The organism is Kaistella sp. PBT33-4, from assembly GCF_029194425.1.
Lineage (GTDB): Bacteria > Bacteroidota > Bacteroidia > Flavobacteriales > Weeksellaceae > Marnyiella.
On record NZ_JARFYL010000001.1, the window covers coordinates 345878 to 372138 of the forward strand.

General features: G+C 44.5%; 29 protein-coding genes. 16 read left to right on the forward strand and 13 right to left on the reverse strand.

The window, feature by feature from the left end; genetic code table 11:
• Positions 1–6: 6 nt before the first annotated feature.
• The 5 genes from P0M11_RS01620 to P0M11_RS01640 are packed head-to-tail and all read right to left on the reverse strand — an operon-like array spanning position 7 to position 3942.
• Entirely contained in the window at positions 7–1008 is a 1002-nt protein-coding gene (locus tag P0M11_RS01620; RefSeq protein ID WP_275624153.1) for a hypothetical protein, read from the reverse strand.
• A gap of 35 nt (positions 1009–1043) precedes the next feature.
• Complete coding sequence (gene murA, locus P0M11_RS01625) at positions 1044–2351, reverse strand: UDP-N-acetylglucosamine 1-carboxyvinyltransferase (RefSeq protein ID WP_275624154.1); 1308 nt, start codon at positions 2349–2351, stop codon at positions 1044–1046.
• Complete coding sequence (locus tag P0M11_RS01630) at positions 2351–3001, reverse strand: DUF4290 domain-containing protein (protein WP_275624155.1); 651 nt, start codon at positions 2999–3001, stop codon at positions 2351–2353. The genes murA and P0M11_RS01630 overlap by 1 nt, the downstream gene beginning before the upstream one ends.
• Positions 3002–3048: 47 nt before the next feature.
• Entirely contained in the window at positions 3049–3459 is a 411-nt protein-coding gene (locus P0M11_RS01635) for a DCC1-like thiol-disulfide oxidoreductase family protein (protein ID WP_275624156.1), read from the reverse strand.
• A 3-nt stretch (positions 3460–3462) separates the two neighbouring features.
• Positions 3463–3942, reverse strand: a complete 480-nt coding sequence (locus tag P0M11_RS01640; RefSeq protein ID WP_275624157.1) for a heme-binding domain-containing protein — start codon at positions 3940–3942, stop codon at positions 3463–3465.
• 138 nt (positions 3943–4080) lie between these two features.
• Between P0M11_RS01640 and der the strand changes: the two genes are divergently transcribed.
• The 3 genes from der (at position 4081) to upp (ending at position 6510) form a co-directional block, all read left to right on the forward strand.
• Entirely contained in the window at positions 4081–5391 is a 1311-nt protein-coding gene (gene der, locus P0M11_RS01645; RefSeq protein WP_158064742.1) for a ribosome biogenesis GTPase Der, read from the forward strand.
• 53 nt (positions 5392–5444) lie between these two features.
• Complete coding sequence (locus P0M11_RS01650) at positions 5445–5792, forward strand: four helix bundle protein (protein ID WP_275624158.1); 348 nt, start codon at positions 5445–5447, stop codon at positions 5790–5792.
• Between the two features lie 67 nt (positions 5793–5859).
• Complete coding sequence (gene upp / locus P0M11_RS01655) at positions 5860–6510, forward strand: uracil phosphoribosyltransferase (protein ID WP_275624159.1); 651 nt, start codon at positions 5860–5862, stop codon at positions 6508–6510.
• A gap of 16 nt (positions 6511–6526) precedes the next feature.
• Here upp and P0M11_RS01660 read toward each other — a convergent pair whose 3' ends face one another.
• Positions 6527–7180: a double zinc ribbon domain-containing protein gene (locus P0M11_RS01660; protein WP_275624160.1), complete on the reverse strand. Its 654-nt coding sequence runs from the start codon at positions 7178–7180 to the stop codon at positions 6527–6529.
• Between the two features lie 100 nt (positions 7181–7280).
• Between P0M11_RS01660 and P0M11_RS01665 the strand changes: the two genes are divergently transcribed.
• From P0M11_RS01665 to P0M11_RS01720, 12 genes are all read left to right on the forward strand, one after another.
• Positions 7281–7727, forward strand: coding sequence for a 6-carboxytetrahydropterin synthase (locus P0M11_RS01665; protein WP_275624161.1), 447 nt, complete (start codon positions 7281–7283; stop codon positions 7725–7727).
• Between the two features lie 102 nt (positions 7728–7829).
• A complete protein-coding gene (locus P0M11_RS01670) occupies positions 7830–8642 on the forward strand; it encodes a UDP-2,3-diacylglucosamine diphosphatase (protein WP_275624162.1) in 813 nt (270 codons plus the stop codon).
• 3 nt (positions 8643–8645) lie between these two features.
• Positions 8646–9032 (forward strand): GxxExxY protein, encoded by a 387-nt coding sequence (locus P0M11_RS01675; protein ID WP_275624163.1) that lies wholly within the window; start codon positions 8646–8648, stop codon positions 9030–9032.
• 95 nt (positions 9033–9127) lie between these two features.
• On the forward strand, positions 9128–10174 hold the full coding sequence (locus P0M11_RS01680) for an acyl transferase (protein WP_275624164.1): 1047 nt from the start codon (positions 9128–9130) through the stop codon (positions 10172–10174).
• Between the two features lie 14 nt (positions 10175–10188).
• A complete protein-coding gene (locus tag P0M11_RS01685; protein ID WP_275624165.1) occupies positions 10189–10728 on the forward strand; it encodes a hypothetical protein in 540 nt (179 codons plus the stop codon).
• 80 nt (positions 10729–10808) lie between these two features.
• A complete protein-coding gene (locus P0M11_RS01690) occupies positions 10809–11543 on the forward strand; it encodes a DUF4230 domain-containing protein (protein ID WP_275624166.1) in 735 nt (244 codons plus the stop codon).
• A 441-nt stretch (positions 11544–11984) separates the two neighbouring features.
• A complete protein-coding gene (locus P0M11_RS01695; protein ID WP_275624167.1) occupies positions 11985–13892 on the forward strand; it encodes a T9SS type A sorting domain-containing protein in 1908 nt (635 codons plus the stop codon).
• A 699-nt stretch (positions 13893–14591) separates the two neighbouring features.
• Complete coding sequence (locus P0M11_RS01700) at positions 14592–16529, forward strand: ABC-F family ATP-binding cassette domain-containing protein (RefSeq protein ID WP_275624168.1); 1938 nt, start codon at positions 14592–14594, stop codon at positions 16527–16529.
• An 18-nt stretch (positions 16530–16547) separates the two neighbouring features.
• The gene (locus P0M11_RS01705) at positions 16548–16904 is read left to right on the forward strand and encodes a hypothetical protein (RefSeq protein ID WP_275624169.1); all 357 of its coding nucleotides are present in this window, start codon (positions 16548–16550) and stop codon (positions 16902–16904) included.
• A gap of 76 nt (positions 16905–16980) precedes the next feature.
• On the forward strand, positions 16981–19368 hold the full coding sequence (locus P0M11_RS01710) for a TonB-dependent receptor (RefSeq protein ID WP_275624170.1): 2388 nt from the start codon (positions 16981–16983) through the stop codon (positions 19366–19368).
• An 11-nt stretch (positions 19369–19379) separates the two neighbouring features.
• Complete coding sequence (locus P0M11_RS01715; protein ID WP_275624171.1) at positions 19380–19925, forward strand: hypothetical protein; 546 nt, start codon at positions 19380–19382, stop codon at positions 19923–19925.
• A gap of 85 nt (positions 19926–20010) precedes the next feature.
• Positions 20011–21348, forward strand: coding sequence for a trigger factor (locus P0M11_RS01720; RefSeq protein WP_275624172.1), 1338 nt, complete (start codon positions 20011–20013; stop codon positions 21346–21348).
• 79 nt (positions 21349–21427) lie between these two features.
• On the opposite strand, the gene P0M11_RS01725 is transcribed toward P0M11_RS01720, so the two are convergent.
• From P0M11_RS01725 to P0M11_RS01735, 3 genes are read right to left on the reverse strand one after another with little or no spacing between them, the layout of a single operon-like run.
• On the reverse strand, positions 21428–22072 hold the full coding sequence (locus P0M11_RS01725) for an MgtC/SapB family protein (RefSeq protein WP_275624173.1): 645 nt from the start codon (positions 22070–22072) through the stop codon (positions 21428–21430).
• 20 nt (positions 22073–22092) lie between these two features.
• A complete protein-coding gene (locus P0M11_RS01730; RefSeq protein ID WP_158064723.1) occupies positions 22093–22674 on the reverse strand; it encodes a DUF3109 family protein in 582 nt (193 codons plus the stop codon).
• A 15-nt stretch (positions 22675–22689) separates the two neighbouring features.
• On the reverse strand, positions 22690–23586 hold the full coding sequence (locus P0M11_RS01735) for a DUF6427 family protein (protein ID WP_275624174.1): 897 nt from the start codon (positions 23584–23586) through the stop codon (positions 22690–22692).
• 41 nt (positions 23587–23627) lie between these two features.
• On the opposite strand from P0M11_RS01735, the gene P0M11_RS01740 reads away from it, so the two are divergent.
• A complete protein-coding gene (locus P0M11_RS01740) occupies positions 23628–23858 on the forward strand; it encodes a hypothetical protein (RefSeq protein WP_158064721.1) in 231 nt (76 codons plus the stop codon).
• 77 nt (positions 23859–23935) lie between these two features.
• Here the strand turns inward: P0M11_RS01740 and P0M11_RS01745 are convergent, their stop codons facing one another.
• Genes P0M11_RS01745 through P0M11_RS01760 form a run of 4 tightly spaced genes read right to left on the reverse strand, consistent with a single transcriptional unit; the run spans position 23936 to position 26244 of the window.
• On the reverse strand, positions 23936–24373 hold the full coding sequence (locus P0M11_RS01745) for a universal stress protein (protein ID WP_158064720.1): 438 nt from the start codon (positions 24371–24373) through the stop codon (positions 23936–23938).
• Between the two features lie 55 nt (positions 24374–24428).
• A complete protein-coding gene (locus P0M11_RS01750; protein WP_275624175.1) occupies positions 24429–25037 on the reverse strand; it encodes a fumarylacetoacetate hydrolase family protein in 609 nt (202 codons plus the stop codon).
• Positions 25038–25052: 15 nt separating this feature from the next.
• The gene (locus tag P0M11_RS01755; RefSeq protein WP_158064718.1) at positions 25053–25475 is read right to left on the reverse strand and encodes a DUF2007 domain-containing protein; all 423 of its coding nucleotides are present in this window, start codon (positions 25473–25475) and stop codon (positions 25053–25055) included.
• A gap of 4 nt (positions 25476–25479) precedes the next feature.
• Positions 25480–26244 (reverse strand): 3'-5' exonuclease, encoded by a 765-nt coding sequence (locus P0M11_RS01760; protein WP_275624176.1) that lies wholly within the window; start codon positions 26242–26244, stop codon positions 25480–25482.
• Positions 26245–26261 lie beyond the last annotated feature (17 nt).

Consider the following 26261-nt stretch of genomic DNA (forward strand, 5'->3'; position numbering starts at 1 on the left):
GAATTTTCACTCCTCACAGAACAGTGCGAGTGCCATCCATGTAAGCAGAAAAATTTTCACCTTTTTAAGGTAAGAATGTTCACCTTCTGCGTAAAGATATGCGGTCCTGGCGTGGTTCCTGAAGGCGGGTACAAAAGCAAGTACAGCCTGAAGTTTTCCGGGATTACTGTTTCTTGTGCGGTCCTTCCACTGGGTGAGAAAATAAGTGAAAAGTGGATTTATAATCAGGTAGATAAGTGCCAGCGCGGCAAATGTGCGCAGCAGCGAATAGACTGCCTTATTCACCGAGCCTGAAAATGCAAATACCATAACAATGAAAAAAAGTATGGACATTATCCCCAAAAGTTTCATCTTATTTTTTTTCTTCCTTTTTGGAATTTCCGGAGCTGTTACCTTCACTGTTTGGTATCTTAATTCTTCCGCTCTTTTCCTGATGGCTGCCGGAAATGCTATTGAATAGACGCCTGCTAAGATTCCGCCACAAAAATAGATCAGACAATATCCACCAACGATGAGCAGAGGAAGATGCTCCAGACTGTGCAGTCCAAACTGTTTTGCCAGTGAAGTGAAAAATTCCTGAAAAGCTTCCCACAGATTCTTTCCGAAAATAAGAACCAGCATCAGCAGTTTCTGCAAGGCGCTTTCCATTAACGCAATAATACCGTAAATTACAGAGGACAGGTAATTCACCCGCAAAAGCGAATAGATCAGGGCGCCTGCCAAACCCTGAAAGAGCACTGCTACATAGGCTGTAAAAGGTGAATGCGGACTGGCAATGGCTTTTATAAGTACAACGGTAAGCGTAGCCTGCACAATGGTCCGGAACTTCCGGTCGGAATGCGAAGCCAAAAAGGTAACAATCATCACGGCAAAACTGCCCAGAATCAATCCGCTGAAGGGAAGTTTCATCGCATGAAACAGGCCGCCCAAACCGCTTTCGCTTACCGCCCATAGTGCCGTAAGTCGCGTAATAAGGTTTGAAGCTTGATGTTTCGCTGTTATTGCCATGTACAAAAAATGCAGCCTGATGCTGCACTGATGAATTATATTCTGATAATATCGGCACCGATTGCCCGCAGACGGCCGTCTATATTTTCGTACCCACGGTCTATCTGTTCAATATTCTGAATGATGGACTGCCCGGTTGCAGACAGGGCTGCGATCAAAAGTGCATTACCAGCCCTGATATCCGGGGAAATCATGGTGGTACCGCGTAGTGGTGATTCATGGTTCAGACCTACTACGGTAGCACGGTGTGGATCACAAAGGATAATCTGCGCACCCATATCAATCAGCTTATCAACAAAGAACAGGCGGGATTCAAACATTTTCTGGTGTACCAGCACCGTGCCGTGCGCCTGGGTGGCAACTACCAGAACAATCGACAGTAAGTCAGGCGTAAAGCCGGGCCAGGGTGCGTCTGAAACTGTTAGTATGGAACCGTCTATAAATTTCTGGATTTTATACTGCTCCTGAGCGGGTATGTAAATATCTTCACCTGACCTTTCCAGCTGGATTCCCAGTTTTCTGAAGGTGTTCGGGATGACACCCAGGTGGTCCCATTCCACATTTTTAATGGTGATTTCAGACTTCGTCATAGCGGCCAGTCCGATCCACGAACCTATTTCCACCATGTCCGGCAGCATGGTATGTTCGGTACCGTTCAGATGAGAAACCCCTTCGATGGTGAGCAAATTGGAGCCTATTCCGGAAATTTTGGCGCCCATTCTGTTAAGCATATGGCAAAGCTGCTGAAGGTAAGGTTCGCAGGCAGCGTTGTAAATTCTGGTAAGCCCTTCAGCAAGCACAGCGGCCATAATGATGTTTGCAGTACCGGTTACGGAGGCTTCTTCAAGCAGGATGAATTTGCCGGTTAACTGTTTTGCTTTCAGGCAATACCAGGCTTCGGCCTCATCATAACGGAATTCAGCTCCCAGTTCCACAAATCCCTGGAAATGGGTGTCCAAACGGCGGCGTCCGATCTTATCGCCTCCGGGGGTAGGCATATAACCTTCGCCAAACCTGGCCAGCATGGGCCCCAAAAGCATAATGGAACCGCGCAGTTTTGCACCGTCTTTCTTAAATTCAGCAGATTTTATATAGTCAAAATTGACACTGTCGGCCTTAAATGAGTAATCGCCGTGCGCGTGCTTGGTAATCTTTACACCGAAGTCGGCAAGGATTTCAATCAGCCTGTTTACATCGTGAATGTCCGGAATATTCTTAATTCTGACTTCGTCCTCTGTAAGCAAAACGGCACACAGAATCTGTAGTGCCTCATTTTTTGCGCCCTGCGGAGTGATTTCGCCCTGCAACTGTTTTCCTCCCCGAATCTGAAATGTTCCGCTCATTATTTCCTTCTGTTTTGGTTTTGTTGGTTTCGGTGACGGTTTGGATTTTTAGAGTTTTGAGTTTGCCCCTGGCCTTTTTGGTTTTTATTGCGGCTGGTATTGTGGTAAATCTTGCTTTTTTCCAGCGATTCCAGATTTGTAAGATCCAGACGGTCATCCGAAAGTTCCTTTAGGTGCCTGAAGATTACATCGTCCGTAACATGTTCCTTATTGTAGATGTTGTAGGACTTTTTCATATTGTTGGCAATCACTTCAATCAAAGCTTCCTTTTCCTCACCTTCTTCCAGTTCAATGGCTTTGTCGATAAGCTGTAGAATGCTTTTGCCGTAAAATTTGAAATCGCCCTGAAGTTTTGGATATTCCATTCTCTTGGGTTTCTCTGCCAGCTGCTCACGCGTAGGTATCGGGTAGGGCGAGGTAACCTCCAGGTCATAATCTGCAAGTATGAAGAGGTGATCCCAAAGTTTGTGCTTATAATTCTCCTCATCGCGAAGCTGTGGGTTTCTCTGACCCATAAAATCTACGATGGCCACCGCCATTTCGTCCCGCTCTTCTTTATTCTCAAGTTCCTTGCAGCGCTCCACCAGCTGCTGTATAATACGGCCGTATTCCGGCATATGAAGTTGTGTTCGGTCGGTGTTGTATTCCATAGCTGCAAATATAATGTTTTGTTGGATGTCTAAATCCCAAGGAAAAGTTAAGAGATAATTTTCCTGCGCTGCTCGGGCGTGGGCAGCAGGCAGCTTTCGGTGGCCAGACGCTGTCTGTTGGCAGCTATTCGGTCGTAGATGATATCCGTTACTCCTGCCGGAAGAAAATTTAACCTGGCCAGCAAACCGTATGTGCCGCCGAGTATTTTAGCGATTTCCAGTACCGCTTTGGATTTAATGAGATAAAAGCCCTGAGGTTTCCAGAGATAGAGTGTATTGAAATTCTTCGTTTCCAGTCCCCTTTCTTTCAGGAATTTCTGCCCAAAATCGGATTGAAGGGAAGCAAACATAAAGTGGTCCCTGGTATCACGGGCAAGGATCCACTGTACCCAAAAATTGCAGAAACCGCAATCGCCGTCATAAAGAACGTAGTATTTTGTAGAATCAATATTTTCCATCGTTTATTTCACTACTTCGGCCGGCAGACTGTACTCCAAACGGATGTCTCCTTCCACCTTTTTGAAATATTTAATGATTTCATTACGCTGGGCCTCAGTGAACTGCGCTTCGGGATGTCCCAGTTCGTAGGAATCCAGCGGCATTTCACCCGTCTGAACCATTTCGGCCGCTTCGAAAAGCTTGTGTGCCTGGCGTTTCGGTTCATAGGTGGCGAATGTGGAAAAGTTCAGCTCTTTGCGGCCTTCTTCAATATGGTCCTTCAAAAACCATGCGATAGGTTGAACATTTGTGTACCAGGGGTATTTTGTTTCGTTGCTGTGGCAGTCGTAACAACCGTTCCGGATCAGCGTGGCGGTACTTTCCGGAGTATTCTTGATGGTCAGAAAGTCCATGCCTTCGTTGGTAGGCGGGTTTTCACGGTCGATGGGGAAAAACTGAATAATGATGAAAGCCATCAGCAGGACAACAAGTACTTTTTTCATGGGAATATATTCTCAGGTGAAATTACGAATATTAACGTAAAAAACCGGATTTCGCGATTTAAACCTATCTTTGCAAAAATTTTTGGGCTTCAAAAGTTGAAGTAACCCATTAATAATTATATTATTAAACAAAATTTCATGAGCAATATAGTTGCAATCGTTGGGAGGCCCAACGTAGGAAAATCCACACTGTTTAACCGTTTGCTTGAAAGAAGGGAGGCGATAGTTGATGCCACTTCAGGAGTTACGCGTGACCGTCATTACGGAAAGTCGGACTGGAACGGTGTAGAATTTACGGTTATCGATACAGGTGGTTACGAGGTAAACACAGAAGATATCTTTCAGGAGGAAATATCCAAGCAGGTGCAGCTTGCAATTGATGAAGCTACGTCCATCATTTTCATGCTTAATGTGGATGAAGGGCTTACCGATACCGACCAGGAAATCTACGAAATGCTGCGCCGCTCCAAAAAGCCAGTATATATTACGGTTAACAAGGTTGATTCTGCCAAAGAAGAACTGGCGGCTACCGAATTTTATCAGTTGGGTATTGACAGGTACTTCACGATGTCATCCGCGTCCGGTTCCGGAACCGGTGAATTGCTGGATGCCATTGTTTCGGAGTTTCCGACAACCGAATATAAAGACCCCTTTGAAGGTCTGCCCAAGATCACGATCGCGGGGCGGCCTAATGTTGGAAAATCTACACTTACCAATGCACTGCTTGATGTAGAGCGCAATATCGTTACCGATATCGCGGGTACCACCCGGGATTCTATCCAGACGCTTTACAATAAATTCGGCTACGAATTCGTACTGGTGGATACGGCAGGTATGAGACGTAAAGCAAAGGTGAAGGAAGACCTGGAATTTTACTCCGTAATGCGTTCCGTACGTTCCATTGAATATTCAGACGTTGTAATCATCATGGTGGATGCCACTTTAGGTTGGGAATCACAGGATATGAACATTTTCGGTCTGGCACAGAAGAACCGTAAAGGGATTGTGATCGTGGTGAACAAATGGGATTTGGTAGAAGACAAAAGTACCAATACCACGCGCGATTTCGAAAATCAGATCAAGGAGCGCATCGGCCAGTTTACCGATATTCCCATCCTGTTTGTATCTGCGCTTACCAAACAAAGAATCCTGAAAACTGTAGAAGTCGCTATGGAAGTGTATGAAAACCGCGCCAAGAAAATCAAAACCTCAAAACTGAATGAGGTGATGCTTCCCGTTTTCGAACATACTCCGCCACCCGCAACAAAAGGTAAGTTTGTAAAGATTAAATATTGTGTACAGTTACCTACGCCAAGTCCGCAGTTTGTATTTTTCTGCAACCTGCCGCAATATGTAAAGGAGCCCTATAAACGTTTTGCTGAAAACCAGCTTCGTAAGCACTTTGGTTTTACAGGTGTTCCAATCGAAGTATATTTCCGACAAAAATAGGTTTGATCTGATGATGTGTTAATTGGGTAATGTGCTGTTAAAACGGATAGCAAATGGAAGCCAGGAATGAAATATTAGAATTGAGTGTTCGATTCGCTTTAGACATCATGGCATTCACTGACGTTCTTGAAACCAAAAGGAAGTATGTAATTGCCAATCAATTGCTGAAGTCCGGCACTTCAATCGGAGCAAACGTTCATGAGGCACAAAGTGCAGAAAGCCGGGCAGATTTTATTCATAAGATGAAAGTGGCTGATAAGGAGGCAAAGGAGACCGGCTATTGGCTGTTGCTTTGTGAAAGATCAACGGGTTTACCTTCTGCTGAAAATTTGCAAATAAACTTACTCAGCATTCAGAAACTCTTATCAAAAATAATATCAACTTCAAAAAAGGATATATAAGTGTTTAGAGTGGAAGTGACCTGTATCGCATGATCAAATCATCCAATTATCAAATCATCACATCATTATGACTACAGTTTTATCCAACCAATTTTCCCTCGTCAATACCTGGATCAATGAGCTCCGCAACATCGAAGTTCAGAATGACCGACTGAAATTCCGCAGGAATATGGAGCGTATCGGAGAGATTGCTGCTTTTGAGATCAGCAAACATCTGGAGCAAAAGGAAATTGAAATTACCACGCCTCTGGATAAAATCAGGGTGAAGGAAATAGCCGTTCAGCCGGTGCTTACAACCATTTTGAGGGCTGGGGTACCTCTGTTTCAGGGAATCCTGAACTATCTGGACAAAGCGGACTGTGGTTTTGTAGCGGCTTACAGGAAGCATGACGCCAATGATTATTTTTCCATCAAACAGGATTATCTAACCTGTCCGAATATAGACGGCCGCCCGCTTATTGTGGCTGACCCTATGCTGGCAACCGGTGCAAGTCTTATTGAAGCCATCAAGGATCTGCTGAATCATGGCCGGCCTACCCAGCTGCATATTGTGGCAGCCATTGCTTCAGAACAGGGCCTGGAAACCATCCGTGCGGCATATCCCGACGCTTATATCTGGGTGGGTGTCGTTGATGAAAGTCTGACCTCGAAAGGATATATAAGCCCTGGTCTGGGCGATGCCGGTGACCTTTCCTATGGTGAAAAACTGCAGCGCTGAGTACTCTGTTCTTACGTTACTCATCAACAGCCATTACCAGAACAGAGACCGTGTTATTGCCGGCTTTCAGGATTTCCCAGGCTACCGAGCTCATGGTGTTGCCGGTTGTAAAAACATCGTCAATAATCAGTACATGTCTGTTCTCAAACCTTTTCGCGACCGAAAATAAACCCTCTGTTTCCGTGCGGTGCGACTTGTCTTTTTTGGCCTGAGCCTTACGGTAATGGTTGCGTTTTACAAGTTGATGATCAAAGTCAATGCTGAAGTGTGCTGCCACGGTTTCGGTGAAGAGATGAAGCTGGTTATAGCCGCGCTCACGAAGTTTTCTGGGATGCAGCGGCACGCTAATCATCAGATCCGGTACCTCTTCAGCAAAATCAAGTCTTTCACAAGCCCAGCCGGCAAGAACTTTACCTGCCATTTCCCTTTGGCCGTATTTCAGCTGGTGCACGATTTTCCGGCTCAGGCTGTCTTCTTCAAACTGCATCAGTGCGCAGGCATGCCTCACGGGAAATAGGAGACTGCATCTTTCGGTAAGGAAATTGGGAGTTATAAAGTCATGGTGCGTGAACTTTATCTGATCCATGCAGATCCCGCACACCAGTTCCCTGGCATCGATGATTCTGTTGCAGTGCAGGCAGCGGTTCGGAAAAAGCAGGTCCAGAAGCATTATCAGATGATTTCACCATTAAAATTACAAAATATTAAGGTCCTGAGGCAGGAATGCGTTCAGTAAAGCCATGTCCTGTAACTTTCATTATCTTTGCCGCATGATTAGAATCACCAAGATATTTACGTTTGAAACTGCACATGTGCTCTATAACTACGACGGAAAATGCAGGAATATGCATGGTCATTCCTACAAACTTTTTGTGACGGTGAAGGGAAACCTGATCAATGATCTGGATCATCCTAAAAACGGTATGGTGGTAGACTTTGGCGATATCAAGCAGGTTGTCAAGTCTGAAATAGTGGATCTTTGGGACCACGCAGTTTTGGTGAATGCTGCCTCTCCTCATAAAGCTTTGGGCCAGGACCTGGAACAGAAGGGTCATAAGGTGATATTCTGTGACTATCAGCCCACCTGCGAAAATATGCTGTACGAAATCGCAGCTAAGGTACAGGCCCGTCTGCCGGCAGGTGTAAACCTTGCTTATCTTAAGCTCCATGAAACCGAAAATTCCTATGGTGAATGGTTTGCCGAGGATCAAATTTAACCACAGCGACACTACGACTGCACGGCGAACACGGCGAATTCTCCGTGAACACCGTGAATGCCTCTGTCTCTCTGTGGTTAAAAATATAATAAATGTGTATTTGTGAATAAAATAGATCTTCTTCCCGGCAAAAAAATATACTTTGCCTCCGACCAGCATTTCGGTGCTCCCACTGCCAGGGAAAGCAAGCCGCGCGAGGAAAAGTTTATCCGCTGGCTCGATTCCATAAAAGCGGACGCCCAGGCGCTCTTCCTCATGGGCGACCTGTTCGATTTCTGGCACGAGTGGAATCACGTAATCCCGAAAGGTTACGTGCGTGTCCTGGGAAAGCTGGCCGAACTGAAAGACTCAGGAATTGAACTTTTTATGTTTGTGGGTAACCACGATCTGTGGATGAAGAATTATTTTGAAGACGAAATAGGCTGCAGGGTTTTCTTTGATAAGCAATACTTCGAAATTAACGGTCAGAATTTTCTCCTTGCACACGGCGATGGCCTCGGCCCGGGTGATAAAGGCTATAAGAGGATGAAGAAACTCTTCACCAACCCGCTGGCGCAGTGGGCCTTCAAATGGCTGCATCCGGACATCGCGATGAAGGTAGCCATCTACTTCTCCACAAAAAACAAAATGATCTCGGGCGAGGAAGACAAGGAATTCCTGGGTGAGGATAAAGAGTTCCTAATCATCTATTCGAAGGAGAAGCTAAAGACGGAAAAGATTGATTACTTTGTGTACGGGCACAGGCATCTGCCCATGGTTCTGGATTTAAAGGTGAAGGAAAACAATGCAAAATACGTGAACCTGGGCGACTGGATTTCCTATTATACATATGGGGTTTTTGAGGAAAGAGAGTTCAGTTTGAGAAGTTTTAACCACGGCGACACAGAGTCTGCGCGGAGAACACAGGGTTTATAAGTAATGCACGAGAACGATATTTCGCAAATGGTGTTTGATGCCGGTTTAAAGGTTCATAGGAATCTTGGACCGGGATTATTGGAATCTGCCTATGAGGAATGTCTTTACTATGAATTATTGAAAACAGGGCTCTATATAGAAAAGCAAAAAGCAATGCCACTAATTTATGAGGAGATAAAGATGGATGTGGGATATCGACTGGATTTTCTGATAGAAGGAAAAGTTGTGGTAGAAATAAAATCTGTGGAAAGTCTTAACGAGGTACATCTCGCACAGGTATTAACTTATCTAAAACTGAGTAAATGTAAACTGGGCCTTCTGATTAATTTTAATGTTAATTTATTTAAAGTAGGTTACCGCAGAATTTTGAATGGAGATGTGGCACTCTAGTTTTTCTTCCTCCGTAAAACCTCCGTATCGCTGTGGTTAAGAAAAATTAAGCTATTTTAAATTCTCCGTGTTCTCCCTTAAATCTCCGTATCTCCGTGGTTAATAACATCTTCAACATAAAAACAGAATCCGAATTCCGGCAGGCCTGCCTGGAAACATTCCGCTATCAGTATGATCATGTGGAGATTTACAGGAAGTTTGTCGGTCACTTAAACATTGATCCGCAAACGGTAGATGCGGTGGAAAAAATCCCTTTCCTGCCCATTGAAATGTTTAAAAATCATGTGGTCGCGGACAGGAGCTTGCCTGCAGAAAAATATTTCCAAAGTTCAGGTACCACCCAGCTGAACCGCTCCAAACATTATATTGCCGATTTCAGTCTTTACGAAGAGAGCATTTACCGCAGTTTCAGCACATTCATAGGCGCGCCGGAAGATTATGTTTTCCTGGGCCTGCTTCCCAATTACTCAGAAAATCCGCACTCGTCCCTGATTTATATGGTCGATTTCCTGATGAAGAAATCCGGCAAACCCGAAAACGGCTACTTTCTTTACAATCACGCGGAGTTATATGATCTCTTGCAACAACTTTCCAGTCAAAACAAAAAAGTAATACTTTTCGGTGTGTCCTTCGCATTGTTGGATTTCCTGGATTTCTGTAAAACCCGATCACAAAACAACTCAAACACTCAAATACTTAACAATTCAACTACACTTACGGTAATAGAAACCGGCGGGATGAAAGGCCGAAAGGAAGAAATGACCAAAGACGAGTTGCTCAGAATCCTTCAGAACGGATTCAGGACCGACAGGATATTTTCCGAATATTCCATGACCGAACTTTTGTCACAGGCCTATTCAATGGGTGAAAATATCTACGAAACACCTTCCTGGATGCGGATTTTAGTACGGAATACTGAAGATCCTTTTTCCTATGTGGAAGCGGGCAGGACCGGTGCCCTCAACATCATCGACCTGGCCAACCGGCATTCCTGCAGTTTTATCGCTACGCAGGATCTGGGAAAAACCGTTAACCATTTTGATACGGCTTCATCAACTTCGTTTCTTCGCAATGACAAGTTTCAGGTATTGGGGCGCATAGACCATTCGGACATCCGGGGCTGCAGCTTATTGATCACATAACTTTAAATTTGAGCATGCTTAAAATAGAAGAGCTTACCTATAATTTTATCTCACAGTTTTATGACTTTGAGAAGGACCTGGTGCTCACCAATCATTTTCACTCCGATTGGGAAGCGGACATACTTGTGGTAAATTCCGAAGGCTTCAGCCACGAATTTGAGATCAAATATTCGAAAAGTGATTTTAAGAACGATTTCAAGAAAAACTATCAGAACTCCAAAACAAAGGAAAAGTTCCTGAAACACGACAAGATTTCCTGCGGCGATTATATCTGTAATCAGTTCAGCTTCCTGCTGCCTATGGGACTCATTGACCCCGGTCAGGTGCCCGAACATTGCGGAGTCATCGAGTTTTACCACAATCCCGACAAGTGGGAAACAACATTTAATGAGGTCCGGAAACCGCGGCAGGTACATCAGGAAAAATTCTGGAACCTTGTAGATAAAGACCTTATGCTGAAGATGATGGCGCGCAACCTCTACTATAAAAAGCTGGAGGTGAAAGGTAAGCTGGAGGAACTTATTCTGCCACCGGGCTTCCTGCAAAAGAAATAGTCAGCAGATCCCGGAAATGTAGCATTGGTTTTGATGTAAAGCAGGAGTAAAATCCTATCTTTACTTCTAAACAACTAAAAATGACGTCTAAAAAGTTTAAGATCATCCTTTGGTCCCTGGGCATTCTGGCTGCAGGTTTTCTCGTAATATTTCTTTACCAGCTTACCCAAAGTGAATCCATAAACTCCATAATGACGCTGCTGATGTTGTTGCTGGGACTCATTCTGGGCGGAGCCATCGCTTTTTTAGCTTCAAAAAAACTGACTTCACAGCCACCCGTAATTACCGAAAGTTCGCACACCATTGCCGAAAGTATGCGCAAGGTCTTTAAGATTGTATCTGCGGAGGGTCAGTTTCAGGAAATCTACAATTATGAAGAAACCACCAAGCTGCTCAATTTCATCCCTTCCAAAAAGAAGGCGCTGGTGATTGTTCAGGCAAAGATTCTGGTTGGGTATGATTTTGAAAAACTGAAGTGGGAAGTTGATGAGGGTACCCGTAAGGTCAGGCTGGTCGATTTTCCCGCACCTGAAATCCTTTCTACCGAAACCGACTATAAGTATTATAATATGGAGGAGCAGTTTTTCAACCTCTTCAGCAAGGAAGATTTGGCGAAAATTCAGCAGAACAGCAAACAGCAGGTCATAGAGGCTGCAAAAAAATCGCACCTGCCGCAAGTGGCTGCGGAACAAATGCGTACGCTGATGACCGAACTGTTAAGCTCCAAAAATTTCCTGCTGGAGAATCCCGGCAGCATTACCGAAAAGAAGGACCAGTTGGCATTAAAAGACGGGTCGGGTGTCGGACGGGCTTAATTAAGATCTCTTAATTTAAACTGATATAGTAAAAGGCCTGCCAGATCCGTTACTGAATACTTGTACCCTTATTTTTTCCCCGTAAAATAGTAATCCGAACAGTGCCGGGACGCGCTTTTCCAGGACTTTGCTGTCCTTGCGAGGCGGACGTACCGGCGAAAGTCGCGACGGATCACGAACCAATTTTAACTGCAGGATATGCGGTAATTCTTTAATTTATTTCCTTTTGTGAAAGGAGGTGTTGTTTTAATGATTTATTAAAAATATTTATCATTTTACCGATAATTTTTATAAAAACAGGGTTTATTGTGAGGAACTTATTTGATGGGTCGTGCAAAAGTTATTAGTTTTAAGAAATGTTTAAAGGTCAATTCTACACAAATAATCAGCGAATTATAGTAATGCAAGTATTTTGACAATAGCCAATTAGAACTAAACGATATGAAAAACAAACTTTACCTTTTACTCCTCACCACTTTAACCACCCTTGCTTCTGCCCAAACCTACAGTTGGCAGTGGGCCAAATACGGTGGTGGGAATACAGGTTCAACGAGTTCGGGCTTTAATTATACACAGGACGAAAGTATACGGGATATCGCGGTGGACAATCAGAACAACTATTATTACCTGGCTACCATGAACCCAACAAATCCTACCTTAAACGGAACTGCGGTAGATAACTATGACCGGCAGGATCTGTTTCTGTTTTCTACCGATTGCCAGGGGAATGTACGCTGGACACGAAATATTGGTGGCACCACTGCCGTGCAGCAAAGCTGGAATATCGAGGTGGATAATAATGGCGGGCTTTACATAATGGGAACATTTCAAAACAGAGCCTATGCAAGTAATCCTACCTATGCACCCTTGCACTTCGATTCTGCCAATCACATACCTGTAATACAGATATCACAAACCGATACCACGACTCCGGATCCGGGTCTGAAGACCGCATACCTGTTAAAATACAGTACGGCTAACGGGAATCTGGAGTGGCAAAAACCGTTACAGGGTAATGTTACCTCCGCCTTACGCTCTTCAGACTGTGGAATATTTTATATGGATTCGTCCAAAAACATCCACGCTATTGTTGGATTTGCTGCCGGTACCCATCTTAACGGAGCTATAACGGTCCCGGCAAGTTTTACAGGCAGTTATCAATACTATCTGATAAAATTCAGTTATAACAACGGCAATATGACCCCTGACCCAAATCCTTTACTGTTGCCAATTACCGGTTTTATAGTTCAGGGGTACAGCGAAGGAAAAGTAAGTCTATTATATGACGGAACTGCAGGAGTAAACCAGTACTATCTGGCCGGCAAAAGAATGCAGTATGGAAATTTCACTTATTCCGATTTTTCCTACGGTGGCACTCCATTTACAGAAGATGGCTATCTGCTGGCCTTTAACGGCACCACCGGAGCTGAAGTGTGGAGAAAAGAATTTACAATGTCTACTAACCCCGCGAACGTACCGGATGACAACAGTGTCCTTGATGTTGTAAAGGATCCAAATACCTCAGATATTTATATAGCGGGCAACTATTATATTTATAATCAAAATGGTTCTGTAGTTTTTAACAACAGTGTTTCGTTCGGCAACTATACATTCCCATACGTATTCCAGGGCTACAACCCCTACGTCATGAAGCTCAATCCGGCAGGAACTGTACTTTGGGCAACCATTCCAAGTGCTATATCTGCAAATTCAATAGAAGGGTACAAATTTATGAAAGGGCGTCTTACACTCAATAATAATGAAGTTGCCTTTGTAAAAGGAAGCCGCGGGGATACCTGGGGTTCATTTGCAATGCAGAGACCAGTAAATGACCAAGCCGACCCGCTACTTGTAAGGCTTAACACGGGTACCGGAGCAGTAATTGGAACGCATGAAGTGTTAAGTTCCTTTGGATCGCAGGATGAATTTACGGCCGTGGCGGTAGATAATGACGGTAACTATGTTTTAGGAGGGTTTATGCACGGTATTCTTTTCGAGGACCCTAATGACGGGCTCCCCAGCATGAACGGCCTTACAGGCAGCGGCAAATCACAGTTCTTTGTGAGCAAGCTGGCAAAATCGGCCTGCAGCGCTATGGCTACCGCCGAAACTCCGGTACAGCAAACGGATGTAGCTTTCTACCCGAACCCGGTGCAGGATGTTTTAAATATTAAAACCAAAGAAAAGCTCCTTTCTTATGAAGTCATCACCGCAGACGGCAGGCTGATTACCCAGGGTAAATTTGCCCGCACCTACACCGTTGATATGACCGGTATGACCACGGGAGTGTACTATGTAAAAGTACTGGGCGAGGGCTTTGCCACCACCGGTAAAGTGATTAAAAAATAATGTTTTTATATATTAAATTGTTTCGTCACTTTTTTCCTTGATGAAAAAAGTAACCAAAAAAATCAAGACTTGGACCTTTTTGCTAAAAAAGTAACTACGTGCCTAAAAATTGCCTCAATAATTTATTTTTAATGGATTCGGCTAACCTCGCCGGAGGCGGGTTTCGTAAACTTGCGCGGATCCACGATAAGGTGACTAAGTTCGGCTGTCGTCGCGCTTCGAACAGAAGAATTTTATTAACGGCACTCCGTTATTTTTTCTTAACGCAAAAATCTCCTAGGTCATTTTAGGGAATTAGTTTGTTGATAGGAGATGCAACAATTTAATTTTCACTGGCTGCCCTTCTGGCAAACGCAGCAACCGGATAAATATGATGCGTGATTAAAAAATAAAGTTTCTTCATAAGGCCTTGCACATGGCGGCCCAAGCGGCCGCCACAGCCTCAGGATTTTGGTAGATGTAATTCTTATAATTTTTGCAGTGAAATCTATAAAGTGAACATTGCATAAACCTCCTAAATTTGTACACAGGTAATGAAGGTTAACCCGCTTGGCCATCATTGCTCACTCAAATAAACATTAAAAAATAAACAGGTATGAAAGCCACCCAAATGCGGGTGGCTTTTATTTTGCCCGAAAACTGCTTCAAAATCACTACTTTTGCAGCCTGTAAACATCACCCTAAAATCCACCATCAGTTATGCTGTCAGTTCAGGGCCTTGGCCTTCACCATTCAGGAAATTATCTCTTCCGCGACGTTAACTTTACCATTAAGAAAGCCGATAAAATTGGGCTTGTAGGAAAGAACGGCGCCGGTAAATCGACGCTGCTGAAAATTCTTTCGGGCGAGATTAATTTCTTTGAAGGTAATGTGGTACCCGATGGCAATATTACCATGGGTTTCCTGAAACAGGACCTGGAATTTGTAAAGGGCCGAACCGTTTGGGAAGAGACCAAACAGGCTTTCGAGCAGATTAATAAATGGAAAAATGAGCTGGAGGAGGTGAACGATCAGTTGGCCACACGTACTGACTATGAAAGCGATGCTTACCACGACCTCATCAACCGTATGACCGACCTTAACGATATCCTGCACCATCATGATGCCTATAACCTGGAGGGTGATATGGAAAAGGTCCTTTTGGGATTAGGTTTCCGCGCTGATGATTTCCACCGGCTGACCGATCATTTCTCCGGCGGCTGGCGAATGAGGATTGAACTGGCCAAACTGCTTCTGCAGAACAATGACCTGCTGCTGCTGGATGAGCCTACCAACCACCTGGATATGGAATCCATTATCTGGCTGGAGAACTTCCTGAAAGATTACAGTGGTGCCATTGTGCTGGTGAGTCACGACAAACAGTTCATGACGTCGGTGTGTAACCGTACCTTCGATGTGAATAACAGAAAAGTAGATGATTATAAGGCCAATTATTCCAAGTATCTGGAACTTCGTAAAGAAAGACGTGAAAAGCTGGAGCAGGCCAAGAAAAATCAGGATGCCGAGATCAAGCAGATGGAAGACAACATCAACAAATTCCGTGCTTCTGCTACCAAAGCATCATTTGCCCAGTCACTCATCAAGAAACTCGATAAAATTGAGCGCATTGAGCTGGATAATGAAGATGTTTCCAAATTCAATATTCGTTTTGTGCAGTCTGTCATTCCGGGAAAAGTGGTTTTTGAGGCAGAAAATCTGGGCAAAGCCTATGGCCAGAAGCAGATTTTTGATAAGGTTGATTTCTTTGTAGAACGTGGCGACCGTATAGCCCTGCTCGGACAGAACGGACAGGGTAAAACTACGCTTGCCAAAATACTTTCCGGCGATATTAAAGATTATACCGGCTCCTGGAAACTGGGTCATAATGTGAACATAGGCTACTTTGCCCAGAATCAGGAAGAGGTGCTGACACCAAATAAAACCGTACTTCAGGAAGCTGAAGATGCGGCCACCGAAGAAACCCGGCCACGGGTTCGTGACCTATTGGGAAGTTTCCTTTTTTCCGGCGAAGATGTTGACAAGAAAACGCAGGTGCTGTCCGGTGGCGAGCGTAACCGTCTTGCACTGTGTAAACTTCTGCTGAAGCCCTTCAACACGCTTATTATGGATGAGCCTACCAACCACCTGGATATCCAGTCCAAAGAGATTATCAAGATTGCTTTGCAGAAGTTTGAAGGTACGCTGATCGTTATTTCCCACGACCGTGAGTTCCTGCAGGGATTGGCCGATAAGATTTTTGAATTCCGCGACGGCCGCATGAAGGAGTTTTTGGGTTCTGTAGATGAGTACCTGAGCTACCGCGAGAAGGAAAGCCTGCGCGAGATTTCCATGGAGAAAGCCAAGCTGGAGGTGAAGAATCAGGAAATGAAGTCCAAACCAGCCGCTGAACCTGAAGCAGTGGCTGTTCCGCAGCCTTCTAACGTGTTTGTTAGTAAGGAGCAGAAGCAGCTTCAGAACAAGCTTAAAAAGACCGAGGAAAAAATAGCCGATTACGAAAAGGAAATAAAAATGCTGGAGGAGATCTTCGCCAAAAGCAATCCCAATGAACAGGAACTTGCCAAGTATGAAGCCTTGAAGGCAGAGCTTCAGGAGAATCTGGACCTTTGGGAGGAGCTGGCACTTCAGATTGAAGAATAAATTGTTTATTTTTACCGTGTGAACGTATCAGGCACTAAAAAACGTATTCTGGCGGCACTTCTCGTAGGTGTCTATGTTTTTGTGGCCTTTTTCGCGGTTCATATGCACCGCCATAAAAGTGGTCTGGAGTTCCGGGCGTTTAAGTTTCAGAAGGCGCAAGACTCCGTCTCGGATGCTCATACACCGCTGGAATACGCGGACTGCCTGGCCTGCCATCTTCTGCATGACGGCAGTAACCTGGTGCCGCAGGAGTTCCAATATACTTTTTACAGTATTGAAGCCTTTCAGGAACTTTCCCGGCAGGCTGTTTACATAATTCCTACCCGAAGCGCTGCAGTGATTACGCTGCGTGGTCCACCGTCTGTTTTCATTTAACCAAAGTAAAAGTATGACCGGATTCCCGTGGGAATCTGGGCATGCACCTTTCCTTCACTTACTTTAAAATTTTACAATGAAAACGACAATCAATCTGTTGTTAATCTTCTTTGGATTAACACTCTATACCGCACAAACAGGTTTCCGTGTACAGGGAACTGTGTTCGACTTCCATGACAAAACCCCACTCGCAAACGCAAAAATTACCCTGGGCAAACAGACAGCGCAAACTGATGCGCAGGGCAAATTTATTTTTGAAACGGTTCCGGCCGGAGCCTATAGCATCAATGTTTCACATCCTGAATGTAACCCCTTTTCGGAGCAGATTACGGTAAACAAAAACCTGGACCTGACCATCAGTCTGGAGCATCATGCCGAGGTTATTGATGAGATTGTTCTGCAGGGCGGTCACCGTTCCACAGGTTCACTTATCGTGCGCACCCTGGAAAAAGAGGATATAGCCCGCAATTCCAGTGAAAATCTGGGCAATGTGTTGAGCCGGATCTCCGGCGTGGGTGCACTGAAGACGGGAAACAATGTAAGTAAGCCTATAATTCACGGACTTTACGGCAGCCGCATTTCCATCCTGAACAATGGCGTGAAGATGGCCGAGCAGGAGTGGGGCGTAGAGCATGCACCTAATGTGGACATTAACGGTTTTGATCATATTGATGTGGTGAAAGGAGCATCGGCACTTAAATATGGGAGCGATGCCATTGGCGGAGTCATCGTATTGCAGCCCGAAAACTTTAAGCCGGCTGACACACTCCGCGGACATCTGAACATCTCCGGTATCTCAAACGGGCGCGGTGCTGCGATTGATGCTGCGCTTGTAAAGACGTGGGAAAACGGTTGGTTTGCTGCTGCCAATGGCGGTTATAAAAAGTTGGGCGACCTGGAAAGTCCGGATTATCCGTTATGGAATACCGGTACAGCCGCGAGCTCTTTTAATTTCCGGGCAGGAAAGGAAGAATTTATGAAGGGCTTCAGTCTCAACTATGTTCTTACCGATCAGGAAGTAGGTATTTACAGGGGGTCTCATATCGGTAATCTTGAAGACTTTTATCGTGCAGTCAGTACCGGGACACCCATTTATCAGCGTGATTTCAGTTATGATATAGACCATCCCAAACAGGAAATCCAGCACCATCTGGCTAAACTGTCAGCTTACAAAAGGTTTGAACATTTAGGTAAACTTTCCGCAGATTACAGTTTTCAGTATAACCGAAGAAAGGAATTTGACATCCGCCGCGAAGCTTTTTCGGATCTGCCTTCGCTGGATCTGGAACTTTTTACCAACCAGTTCAATCTTAATCAACTTTTGGAAAGGGAAAAGTGGAGCCTGGAAAACGGAATTGACCTGATGTACCAGTACAATTATTCCAGTGCGGAGACCATGGCAAAAAGACTGGTGCCTAATTACCACCGATACTCAGCCGGGGTCTATTCCGTAATGAAGTATAAAGCGGCGCCCGCACTGAGGCTTGAAGCCGGTTTGCGTTACGATTATAACCGCTATAAAGTGAAGATGTGGTACGACCATCACGAGTGGGAGGACCGTTTTGAAGATCTTTATCCCCACTTTTTTCAGTATGAAAGTGAAAGCGGACGGGTGTTCACGATACCGGTTTTGGATTTCCAAAACTTCTCTTACAACGCCGGTTTTGAATATGGCAAAAGCAAAATGCTGAATATTAAACTGAATTATGCTAAAGTAGCCCGTACGCCAAATATTGCGGAACTTTTTTCCAGCGGACTGCACCACTCAGCCGCGGTAATTGAAGTAGGCGACATGAGTCTCGAAAATGAGACCGGCCATCAGGTGAATCTGAATATCAGTTCGGAACTTGATCTTTTAAATGGTCTGAAGTTTTCTGTCAATCCTTATTTGTTCACCTCCAACAGCTTCATCAATCAGGTTCCCACAGGACTGCAGAATACCATCCGCGGTATTTTCCCGGTTTGGACCTATGAACAGATAAAAGCCGTAATGTATGGTTTAGACCTGGACGTGGAGTTGGGTATTACCAAAGATCTTCTGTACAGAGGAAGTTTTGCCTATGTATATGGTGATGATAAAAGCAATGCTCAGCCGCTGATCCTGATGCAGCCCGCCAACTTCTCAAACAGTCTGGAATTCCGGAAAAAGGAATGGCAGAACTTTTACCTCAGCGTATCCAATCAAACTGTTTTGGAGCAGAAAAGATTCCCTTTATACAACCCCGAAATCACCCTTCAGGAAAACGGTATTGAAGTCACACGCGAGCTGGACCTTTCCACACCGCCGCCGGCATATTCGCTCTGGGGTCTGCAGGCGGGCATCAACCTGCACAAAAATCTTTCGGCAGGTCTTTCGGTTACCAATCTATTTGATGTGACGTACAGGGATTACCTGAACCGCATGCGGTATTTTTCGCCGGAAATGGGCCGCAACATCATCCTTAATCTTAAACTTAATTTTTAAAAACTGTAACAATGAAAAGTTTACTCAAATATATTTTACCTGTTGTTTTATTTTTGTTTTTACAGTCATGCAGCCGGGCTGATGAGAATGATGACGTCTTCACGCAGGAGGAAATCTCGGCCATTGAGCTTACTGTGGTGGACGAACTGAGCGGGGCTTCCAGTACTTACACTTACATCGCCAACTCTGCCTTCCAGCCTGAAATCTTACTGCAGGATGGCAGAAGCTACCTGGTTTCTGTGGCCTTCCGGAACGGAGCCGAAGACATTACTGATGAAATCATAGACGAAAGGGATGAGCATTTCCTGATCTTTGGATTTACTGATACAGATATCACACTTACAAGGTTGGATGATGATTTGAGGACAGACGGTAGGAGGCTAGGTGTAAAGAGCAGATGGCTGGTGAACAGCGCGGTGAACGGCGGTAACCCCAAACTGAATCTGGCATTGATACATGATGCTGCGGAAGTTTCTGAAGCTCAGAACGGCACTGCCTGGGGCAGCGTAATGGGAGGCGAGACAGATGCCCTCGCCATTTTTGGTATTACCGACTGATTTTTAGCATTTTTTAGCATGGAAATGCCAAATCTTTATCAAATAAAATTCATACTTTTGCAACTCTAAAAATTTCGATATAACAATGAATGTAACAGCAAAAAACCACGATGAGGTTAGTGCTTTACTTACCGTAACGGTAGACAGAGCAGATTATAAAGACAAGGTAGAAAAACAACTTCACAACTACGCGAAAAATGCACAGGTACCCGGTTTCAGAAAAGGTAAAGTGCCTATGAGCCTGGTGAAGAGACAATATGAAGCTCCTATCGCCTTTGAAGAGATCAATAAGTTGGTTAACGACAGTCTGAACAATTACATCAACGAAAATAATTTAAAAATGGTGGGCCAGCCGGTTCCACTTCCGGTAAATGATTTTGACCATACTGCGGAGCAGCTTTCAGTTGCCTTTGAAGTGGGTTACGAGCCGGAAATGACCATTGACCTTTCCAAATATGAAGCCCCTCACTACAAAGTAGAGGCATCTGACAAGGAAATTACTAAGTCCATCGAAAACATGCAGAAGCGTTTCGCCGAGCAGGTTCCTCAGGATAATATCACTGAAGACAGCTTTATCGCACTTGAAATCACCCAGGTAGTTGAAGAAGATGCTGAAGGTGCGCATAATCATCCGCCAAAGAATGTTACAATCAATGCGGAAAGCAAGGAGGCATTCGAACTGGTGAAGTCTCTGAAAATGGATGGTTCTGTAAAGGTATCTAAAGCTGACCTTACTGAAAAGGAAGAACTGGCCAAGCAGTTGGGCTTCAGCAAAGCTGAAATCGAGCATTTGCACCATGATGAGGTAGAAGTGAAAGTGAAAGATTTTTACGGACTGAACAATCACGAACTGAACCAGGAGCTTTTTGATAAAGTGTATGGCGAGGGAAACATTAAGTCTGAAGAAGAACTTAAGGAAAAAGTAAAGTCTGAACTTGACGAGTATTTCCAGCAGAACGCGGATATCCATTTCGTAAACAATATCCTGGAGCAGATCACAGAGAAAGAAGAGGTTCAGCTACCTGAAGCTTTCCTTGCCAAGTGGTTGGTATTCAGCAATGAGAACATCAAGACTGAAGAGCAGGCAAAAGGAGTACTGGAAAATGAAAGAGCTGCAATCAAGCACCAGATCATCGAAGGTAAACTGATGAATGACAACGAAATTAAACTGGATTACGAAGATGTGTTGGCTCAGGCTGAACAGTTGGTAAGAAACCAGTTGGCCATCTACGGAATTCACCACCTTCCGGATGAAGAGGTACAGAAATATGCTGTAGAAATGCTGAAAGACCAGGAGCAGGTAAGACAGATCTCTTCAGAAGTTGCCATGGCAAAACTTAAGGATGTAATCCTTGAAAAAGCGACTAAGACTGAAACGCCTATTTCTCATGACGAGTTTATGGAATTGGTAAAGCAGGGATAATATCCTTCTGAGCTTAAGATAAAAATCCGTGCGGCAGTTTACTGCCGGACGGATTTTTTTTGTAAAAATTATCAGTTTGCTAAAAGCTGAAGTGCTGCAAATCCCTGTTTTCCACAAGATATTCCTCAAGCCTGCCCAGTTCCTTATTAGAGATAAAGATTTCCAGTGTGAGGGTGAGGCTCTCGCCGTCTTTTTCCAGGCCTATCTCGTTGGCTTCGCGAGCGATCTTTCCAATCTCATTTACAATGCCGGATTTACCGGAGAATTTTTCAGATGATATCTTCAGTTTCAGGATTTTGCTGTGGTGCTGCGGCATCATGCGGCTGGTAAAGTATTTGGCCAGGTTGATCACGATCATGGCCGCGGCCAAGAATGTGAAAGCCATATAAATCTCGCCGAAACCGATAGACATCCCCACCGCAGCTGCAATCCAGATTACGCCTGCCGTGGTTAGGCCGTACACATTGAAACCTTCCTTGAAAATGACACCCGCGCCCAGAAAGCCAATGCCGCTCACGATGTATGAGGCTATCCGGGTAGGGTCGCCAATGCCCGCAAGTTTGTAGGACAGAATTGAAAACAGGGTAGAGCCCAGACAGATGACCGTGATGGTTTTCAAACCGGCAGATTTATCCTTCATTTCCCGCTCAAAGCCCAGGATCAGACCTGCGGCTACAGAGAAAAGGGCTTTATATACATCAAGAAGTTCAAAATGTTCAGACATCAATGGGTTTTAAATTGTTTTCAGCTGAATTCCTTTTTCCATTCCTCAGCAGCTTCAGACAGTGTAAGGTAGAAATCTTCGCCATACTTGCGGATAAGTGGAGTTTTCAGGAATTTGTAAACAGGTACCTGCAATTCTTTGCCCAAAACGCACGCATCACTGCAAATTGGCCACTCATGATAGTTCAGCGCTGTAAAAGTGGAGTATTCAGTTACACGGATTGGGTAGAGATGGCAGGAAATAGGTTTTTGCCAAACCACGGCGCCGTCCTCATACGCTTTCTCGATTCCGCACTTGGTTATTCCTCTTTCGTCAAAGATCACATAGGCACATTCGGCACCGTTTACCATGGGAGTCACATAATCGCCGTCATGCGGGTCTATGGTCCAGGTTCCCTGTTCCTCCAGTGCCTGTACGCCCTCAGGTCTCAGGTAAGGTTTTACCTTATCAAAAATATCTTCCAGAATTTTAGTCTCCTCCTTATCCAGTGGTGCACCTACATCGCCTTCTACGCAGCAGGCGCCTTTGCATTTGGTAAGGTTACAAACAAATTCCTCGGAAAAAATTTCCTCGGAAATCAATTTATCGTCAATCTGTATCATGTTCTAAAATAAAATTTATTGATAGCCGGCTATTTTAAAGGCAATCACGCATCCTATGATTACCCAGAGGCCCAGCTCTTTCTGCCACCCTCTTTTTGTGAAACGCAGAAAACGGCTTAATATGATGCTTGCCGGCAGGGCCAGCAGTAAAAGGTATTCGTAATGGTCCCCCATATACAGTACAACGGTGATAAGTTGGGCAGTGAAGAAGAGCAGCATAAAGGAATACTTGAACTTGCTGATTGGGCTTTTCTTGTTATAATGTATGAAATGATCGAATATGGCGTAGGCCATCATAAGAATTACCGGCAGGAGGTACAGTAACTGTCCGTAATCGTTGTGGAATTTAAAGGCTGTAAAGGGAAAGTAGGCTTCGTTCCACGAGTGGTTTCCCAGAAAGTACATCACCGAAAAGTAGCTCATGGCAACCAGGAAAACTCCGTAAAACAAACGGAAAATATGAAGGCCTATTCGGTTGGAGGTTCCCAATATATGCAACAGTGCAAATATAGCCATAGGCCAGGTGGCCGGCAGGAATATAAAATTTACAGCCAGAATAGCTCCTACAATCAGGTAAGATTTGCGCCGGAAATCATCGTTTGTGCTGGTCATGATGAGTATGAGAAAGGAGTTCGTGAAAAGCGCTGTGGCTATTCCGATATCGATACTTCCGGGAAAGAAGGCAAAGACAAAAAAGGTGTACAGGAAAAGTGGGAGGTGAGTCTGGTAGGTTAAACCGATGGTGTTGAACCCGAAATAGCCCAGTGCAATGCCGGCGACTGTAATAAGGGTGGGTATCAGCGATAAACTGTTGAGGCTAAAAACATTAAACGCAGTTACAGACAAAAGCAGGAAACCAATATAGACGGGGATTGAAAAAATATTGCTTTCTTTTGAAAGTAATCTGAACATTTTTCTTAAATTTGTGCAAAGTTAATCTAAAAAAGAAAATAATGACGTCTATATTCCTCTTCTTAAGCGATGTTTTCAAGTGGAGCTTCGGTTTTTTTGAAGCCTTCGGTTATCTGTTGAACTGGATACTTTTCATCGTTGCATCAATCATTTTTATATACTGGTGCTGGGAACTTGTAGTTCCTTTGGGAAATAACAAAGACCGGGATTACAAGACGCCGTCCAAAGTGATCCGTCCTTATTACGATCCTGAAGTTTACAAGAAAGGTTAAATAAATTGATTATAAATAAAAACCCGTTTTTCAAGGAAAAGCGGGTTTTTGTTTTTGTTGAATTCTATATGCTGCCTTTATTTGTGACAGGGAATCACCAGCACCGGAATGGGCGAACTCTTGGTAAGGTCCTTGGTGAGGCTGCCCACAAAGACATCATAGATACCGCTGCGTCCGTGAGAACCCATGACGATGTAGGAAGCATCTTTTTCCTCTGCATACTCGAGGATAATATCTCTTGCAATTCCCTGGCGAAGCAGGTGTTCGCATTCCACACCCTGAGAAATAATCAGCTGCTGCATGCGGTCCAGCTGTTTCAGTTCTTCATTGATTTCATTCTGCTCCACCTCAGGAAAATACTGGAAGCCCATATCACCTATGGCAAAACCAATATCAGACGGCGCTACATGTATCAGGAAAATTTTTCCGCGGTTTTCCTTCGCAAACTTTACGGCACCTGCAATAAGAACATCGGCTGTTTCTGTGAAATCGATCGGTAAAACGATATTAACCATAATGCTGAAATTTGTTCCTTAAAGTTAAGAAATTTTCGCAGAAAAGTCTCTGGTTTTACTGAATTCTTAGATTGATAACCCGATTTCCTTCCAAGAACGCTTCCAGAATGTCATTTTCAGCCACTTTTCCCACTCCTTTGGGTGTTCCGGTAAAAATCAGATCGCCTTTCTTCAGTGTAAAATACTTGGAGACAAACGCGATGATCTCTTCCGGTGAAAACAGCATCATGGATGTGTTGCCGGACTGTACCTCGGTTTTATTTTTGTTTAGTGAGAAGTTCAGGTTTTTAAGGTCAAAATCACCTTTCGGATAGAAGTTGGAAATAGCTGCAGCACCGTCGAAACCTTTGGCCAGTTCCCAGGGCAGGCCTTTTGCTTTCAGTTCACTCTGCAGGTCGCGGGCGGTAAAATCAATTCCCAGTCCAATCTCGTTAAAATAATCGCCGGCTCTTTCCTTCTGTATATACTTACCCACTTTTGAGATCTTCAGTACGACCTCCAGTTCATAGTGTACATCATCAGAAAACTCCGGGATATAGAAATCCAGTCCTTTTTTCAGCACCGCCGAATCGGGTTTTATAAAAATAACAGGACTTTCGGGTACATCATTGCCCAATTCTTTTGCGTGCTCTGCATAATTGCGGCCTATACAAATGATTTTCATAAGGTTCGGTAAATTTTAAGCTTTGAATTCATGATCACAGTAGTAGCAGTGATAGATATTGCTTTTGGCTTTTAGTGGCAGTCCCAGGAAGAGCAGCGAAATTCCGAAAAGTCCCCCGGGCGTTTCGTCGCGGTACAGGTGGTTGGAGCCGCACTTGGGGCAAATAAGGTCAAATTCGGGATCAGGAATAGTGTGTTCCACTTCAAGACGGGTTGCTTCATCTTCCAGAAAGTTCTCCAGAACCTCAGCGGCCTTTTCGCGCTCGTCTTCAAAAACCTGCAGCTGTATGCCGCCCAGCGCCTGGGAGAGAAGCCAGTCGGACTGAATGGTCTGCTCATTGGCAATGAAACTTTCAATACCATGACTGGCCAGGATCTGTTTGTCGCGGTTGGCTTCTATGCTGTTGCTGTAAAATTTGAATTTAACCAGTGACGGCATACTTCTAGAATTTGCTTCGGAGTTGGATGCCGGTCAGTACTTTTTTGGTGTACAGCGGGAAGTCGGCATTCTGTATCCAGCCGTAATAGCCCAGGTCTTTCTGGAAAACATCTTTCACCCGCTGACCTTTGTACTTCCCGAAGGTGAAAATTTCTTTCGCATCGTCATCAAATGCAATGAAGCCGGCCAGGTCTGCAAACCTCGAATGATGTGAAAACTCACTGAGTCCGGCAATTTCATTCGGCAGTTCCTCATAATGTGCTACCTGTGCGTCCAGTACCTCAAAGGTTGCGAGTACATCAGCCTCCGCCGAGTGTGCGTTAGTGAGTTCCTTGCGGCAGTAAAACTTATAGGCTGCTGTAAGGTTTCTGGGTTCCATTTTGTGAAAGATGGTTTGGGCGTCCACCAGCTTGAATTTACTCAGGTCAAAATCAATACCGGCTCTCAGTAATTCTTCAGCCAGCAGGGGAACATCAAATCGGTTGGAGTTAAATCCGCCCAGGTCGCAACCCGTTATCATTTCCATTACTTTTGCGGAAATTTCCTCAAATTTCGGCGAATCCTTTACATCTTCATCGCTGATTCCATGTACGGCTGTAGATTCTTTCGGAATGTACATACCCGGATTCACGAGCCATGTCCGGCTTTCGCGTGAAGCATCGGGATAAACTTTCAGTATGCTGATCTCTACAATCCGGTCTTTCGCTACATTGGTTCCTGTAGTTTCCAGATCAAAGATACAGAGCGGTTTATATAGTTTTAAATTCATTGTCAGGGAGTTTGAGT

Excerpts from the sequence above, each read along its gene's own strand:
- P0M11_RS01620 (WP_275624153.1), bottom strand. The coding sequence starts at position 1,008 with ATGGCAATAACAGCGAAACATCAAGCTTCAAACCTTATTACGCGACTT.
- murA (WP_275624154.1), bottom strand. The coding sequence starts at position 2,351 with ATGAGCGGAACATTTCAGATTCGGGGAGGAAAACAGTTGCAGGGCGAA.
- P0M11_RS01630 (WP_275624155.1), bottom strand. The coding sequence starts at position 3,001 with ATGGAATACAACACCGACCGAACACAACTTCATATGCCGGAATACGGC.
- P0M11_RS01635 (WP_275624156.1), bottom strand. The coding sequence starts at position 3,459 with ATGGAAAATATTGATTCTACAAAATACTACGTTCTTTATGACGGCGAT.
- P0M11_RS01640 (WP_275624157.1), bottom strand. The coding sequence starts at position 3,942 with ATGAAAAAAGTACTTGTTGTCCTGCTGATGGCTTTCATCATTATTCAG.
- der (WP_158064742.1), top strand. The coding sequence starts at position 4,081 with ATGAGCAATATAGTTGCAATCGTTGGGAGGCCCAACGTAGGAAAATCC.
- P0M11_RS01650 (WP_275624158.1), top strand. The coding sequence starts at position 5,445 with ATGGAAGCCAGGAATGAAATATTAGAATTGAGTGTTCGATTCGCTTTA.
- upp (WP_275624159.1), top strand. The coding sequence starts at position 5,860 with ATGACTACAGTTTTATCCAACCAATTTTCCCTCGTCAATACCTGGATC.
- P0M11_RS01660 (WP_275624160.1), bottom strand. The coding sequence starts at position 7,180 with ATGCTTCTGGACCTGCTTTTTCCGAACCGCTGCCTGCACTGCAACAGA.
- P0M11_RS01665 (WP_275624161.1), top strand. The coding sequence starts at position 7,281 with ATGATTAGAATCACCAAGATATTTACGTTTGAAACTGCACATGTGCTC.
- P0M11_RS01675 (WP_275624163.1), top strand. The coding sequence starts at position 8,646 with ATGCACGAGAACGATATTTCGCAAATGGTGTTTGATGCCGGTTTAAAG.
- P0M11_RS01685 (WP_275624165.1), top strand. The coding sequence starts at position 10,189 with ATGCTTAAAATAGAAGAGCTTACCTATAATTTTATCTCACAGTTTTAT.
- P0M11_RS01690 (WP_275624166.1), top strand. The coding sequence starts at position 10,809 with ATGACGTCTAAAAAGTTTAAGATCATCCTTTGGTCCCTGGGCATTCTG.
- P0M11_RS01695 (WP_275624167.1), top strand. The coding sequence starts at position 11,985 with ATGAAAAACAAACTTTACCTTTTACTCCTCACCACTTTAACCACCCTT.
- P0M11_RS01700 (WP_275624168.1), top strand. The coding sequence starts at position 14,592 with ATGCTGTCAGTTCAGGGCCTTGGCCTTCACCATTCAGGAAATTATCTC.
- P0M11_RS01710 (WP_275624170.1), top strand. The coding sequence starts at position 16,981 with ATGAAAACGACAATCAATCTGTTGTTAATCTTCTTTGGATTAACACTC.
- P0M11_RS01715 (WP_275624171.1), top strand. The coding sequence starts at position 19,380 with ATGAAAAGTTTACTCAAATATATTTTACCTGTTGTTTTATTTTTGTTT.
- P0M11_RS01720 (WP_275624172.1), top strand. The coding sequence starts at position 20,011 with ATGAATGTAACAGCAAAAAACCACGATGAGGTTAGTGCTTTACTTACC.
- P0M11_RS01725 (WP_275624173.1), bottom strand. The coding sequence starts at position 22,072 with ATGTCTGAACATTTTGAACTTCTTGATGTATATAAAGCCCTTTTCTCT.
- P0M11_RS01730 (WP_158064723.1), bottom strand. The coding sequence starts at position 22,674 with ATGATACAGATTGACGATAAATTGATTTCCGAGGAAATTTTTTCCGAG.
- P0M11_RS01735 (WP_275624174.1), bottom strand. The coding sequence starts at position 23,586 with ATGTTCAGATTACTTTCAAAAGAAAGCAATATTTTTTCAATCCCCGTC.
- P0M11_RS01740 (WP_158064721.1), top strand. The coding sequence starts at position 23,628 with ATGACGTCTATATTCCTCTTCTTAAGCGATGTTTTCAAGTGGAGCTTC.
- P0M11_RS01745 (WP_158064720.1), bottom strand. The coding sequence starts at position 24,373 with ATGGTTAATATCGTTTTACCGATCGATTTCACAGAAACAGCCGATGTT.
- P0M11_RS01750 (WP_275624175.1), bottom strand. The coding sequence starts at position 25,037 with ATGAAAATCATTTGTATAGGCCGCAATTATGCAGAGCACGCAAAAGAA.
- P0M11_RS01755 (WP_158064718.1), bottom strand. The coding sequence starts at position 25,475 with ATGCCGTCACTGGTTAAATTCAAATTTTACAGCAACAGCATAGAAGCC.
- P0M11_RS01760 (WP_275624176.1), bottom strand. The coding sequence starts at position 26,244 with ATGAATTTAAAACTATATAAACCGCTCTGTATCTTTGATCTGGAAACT.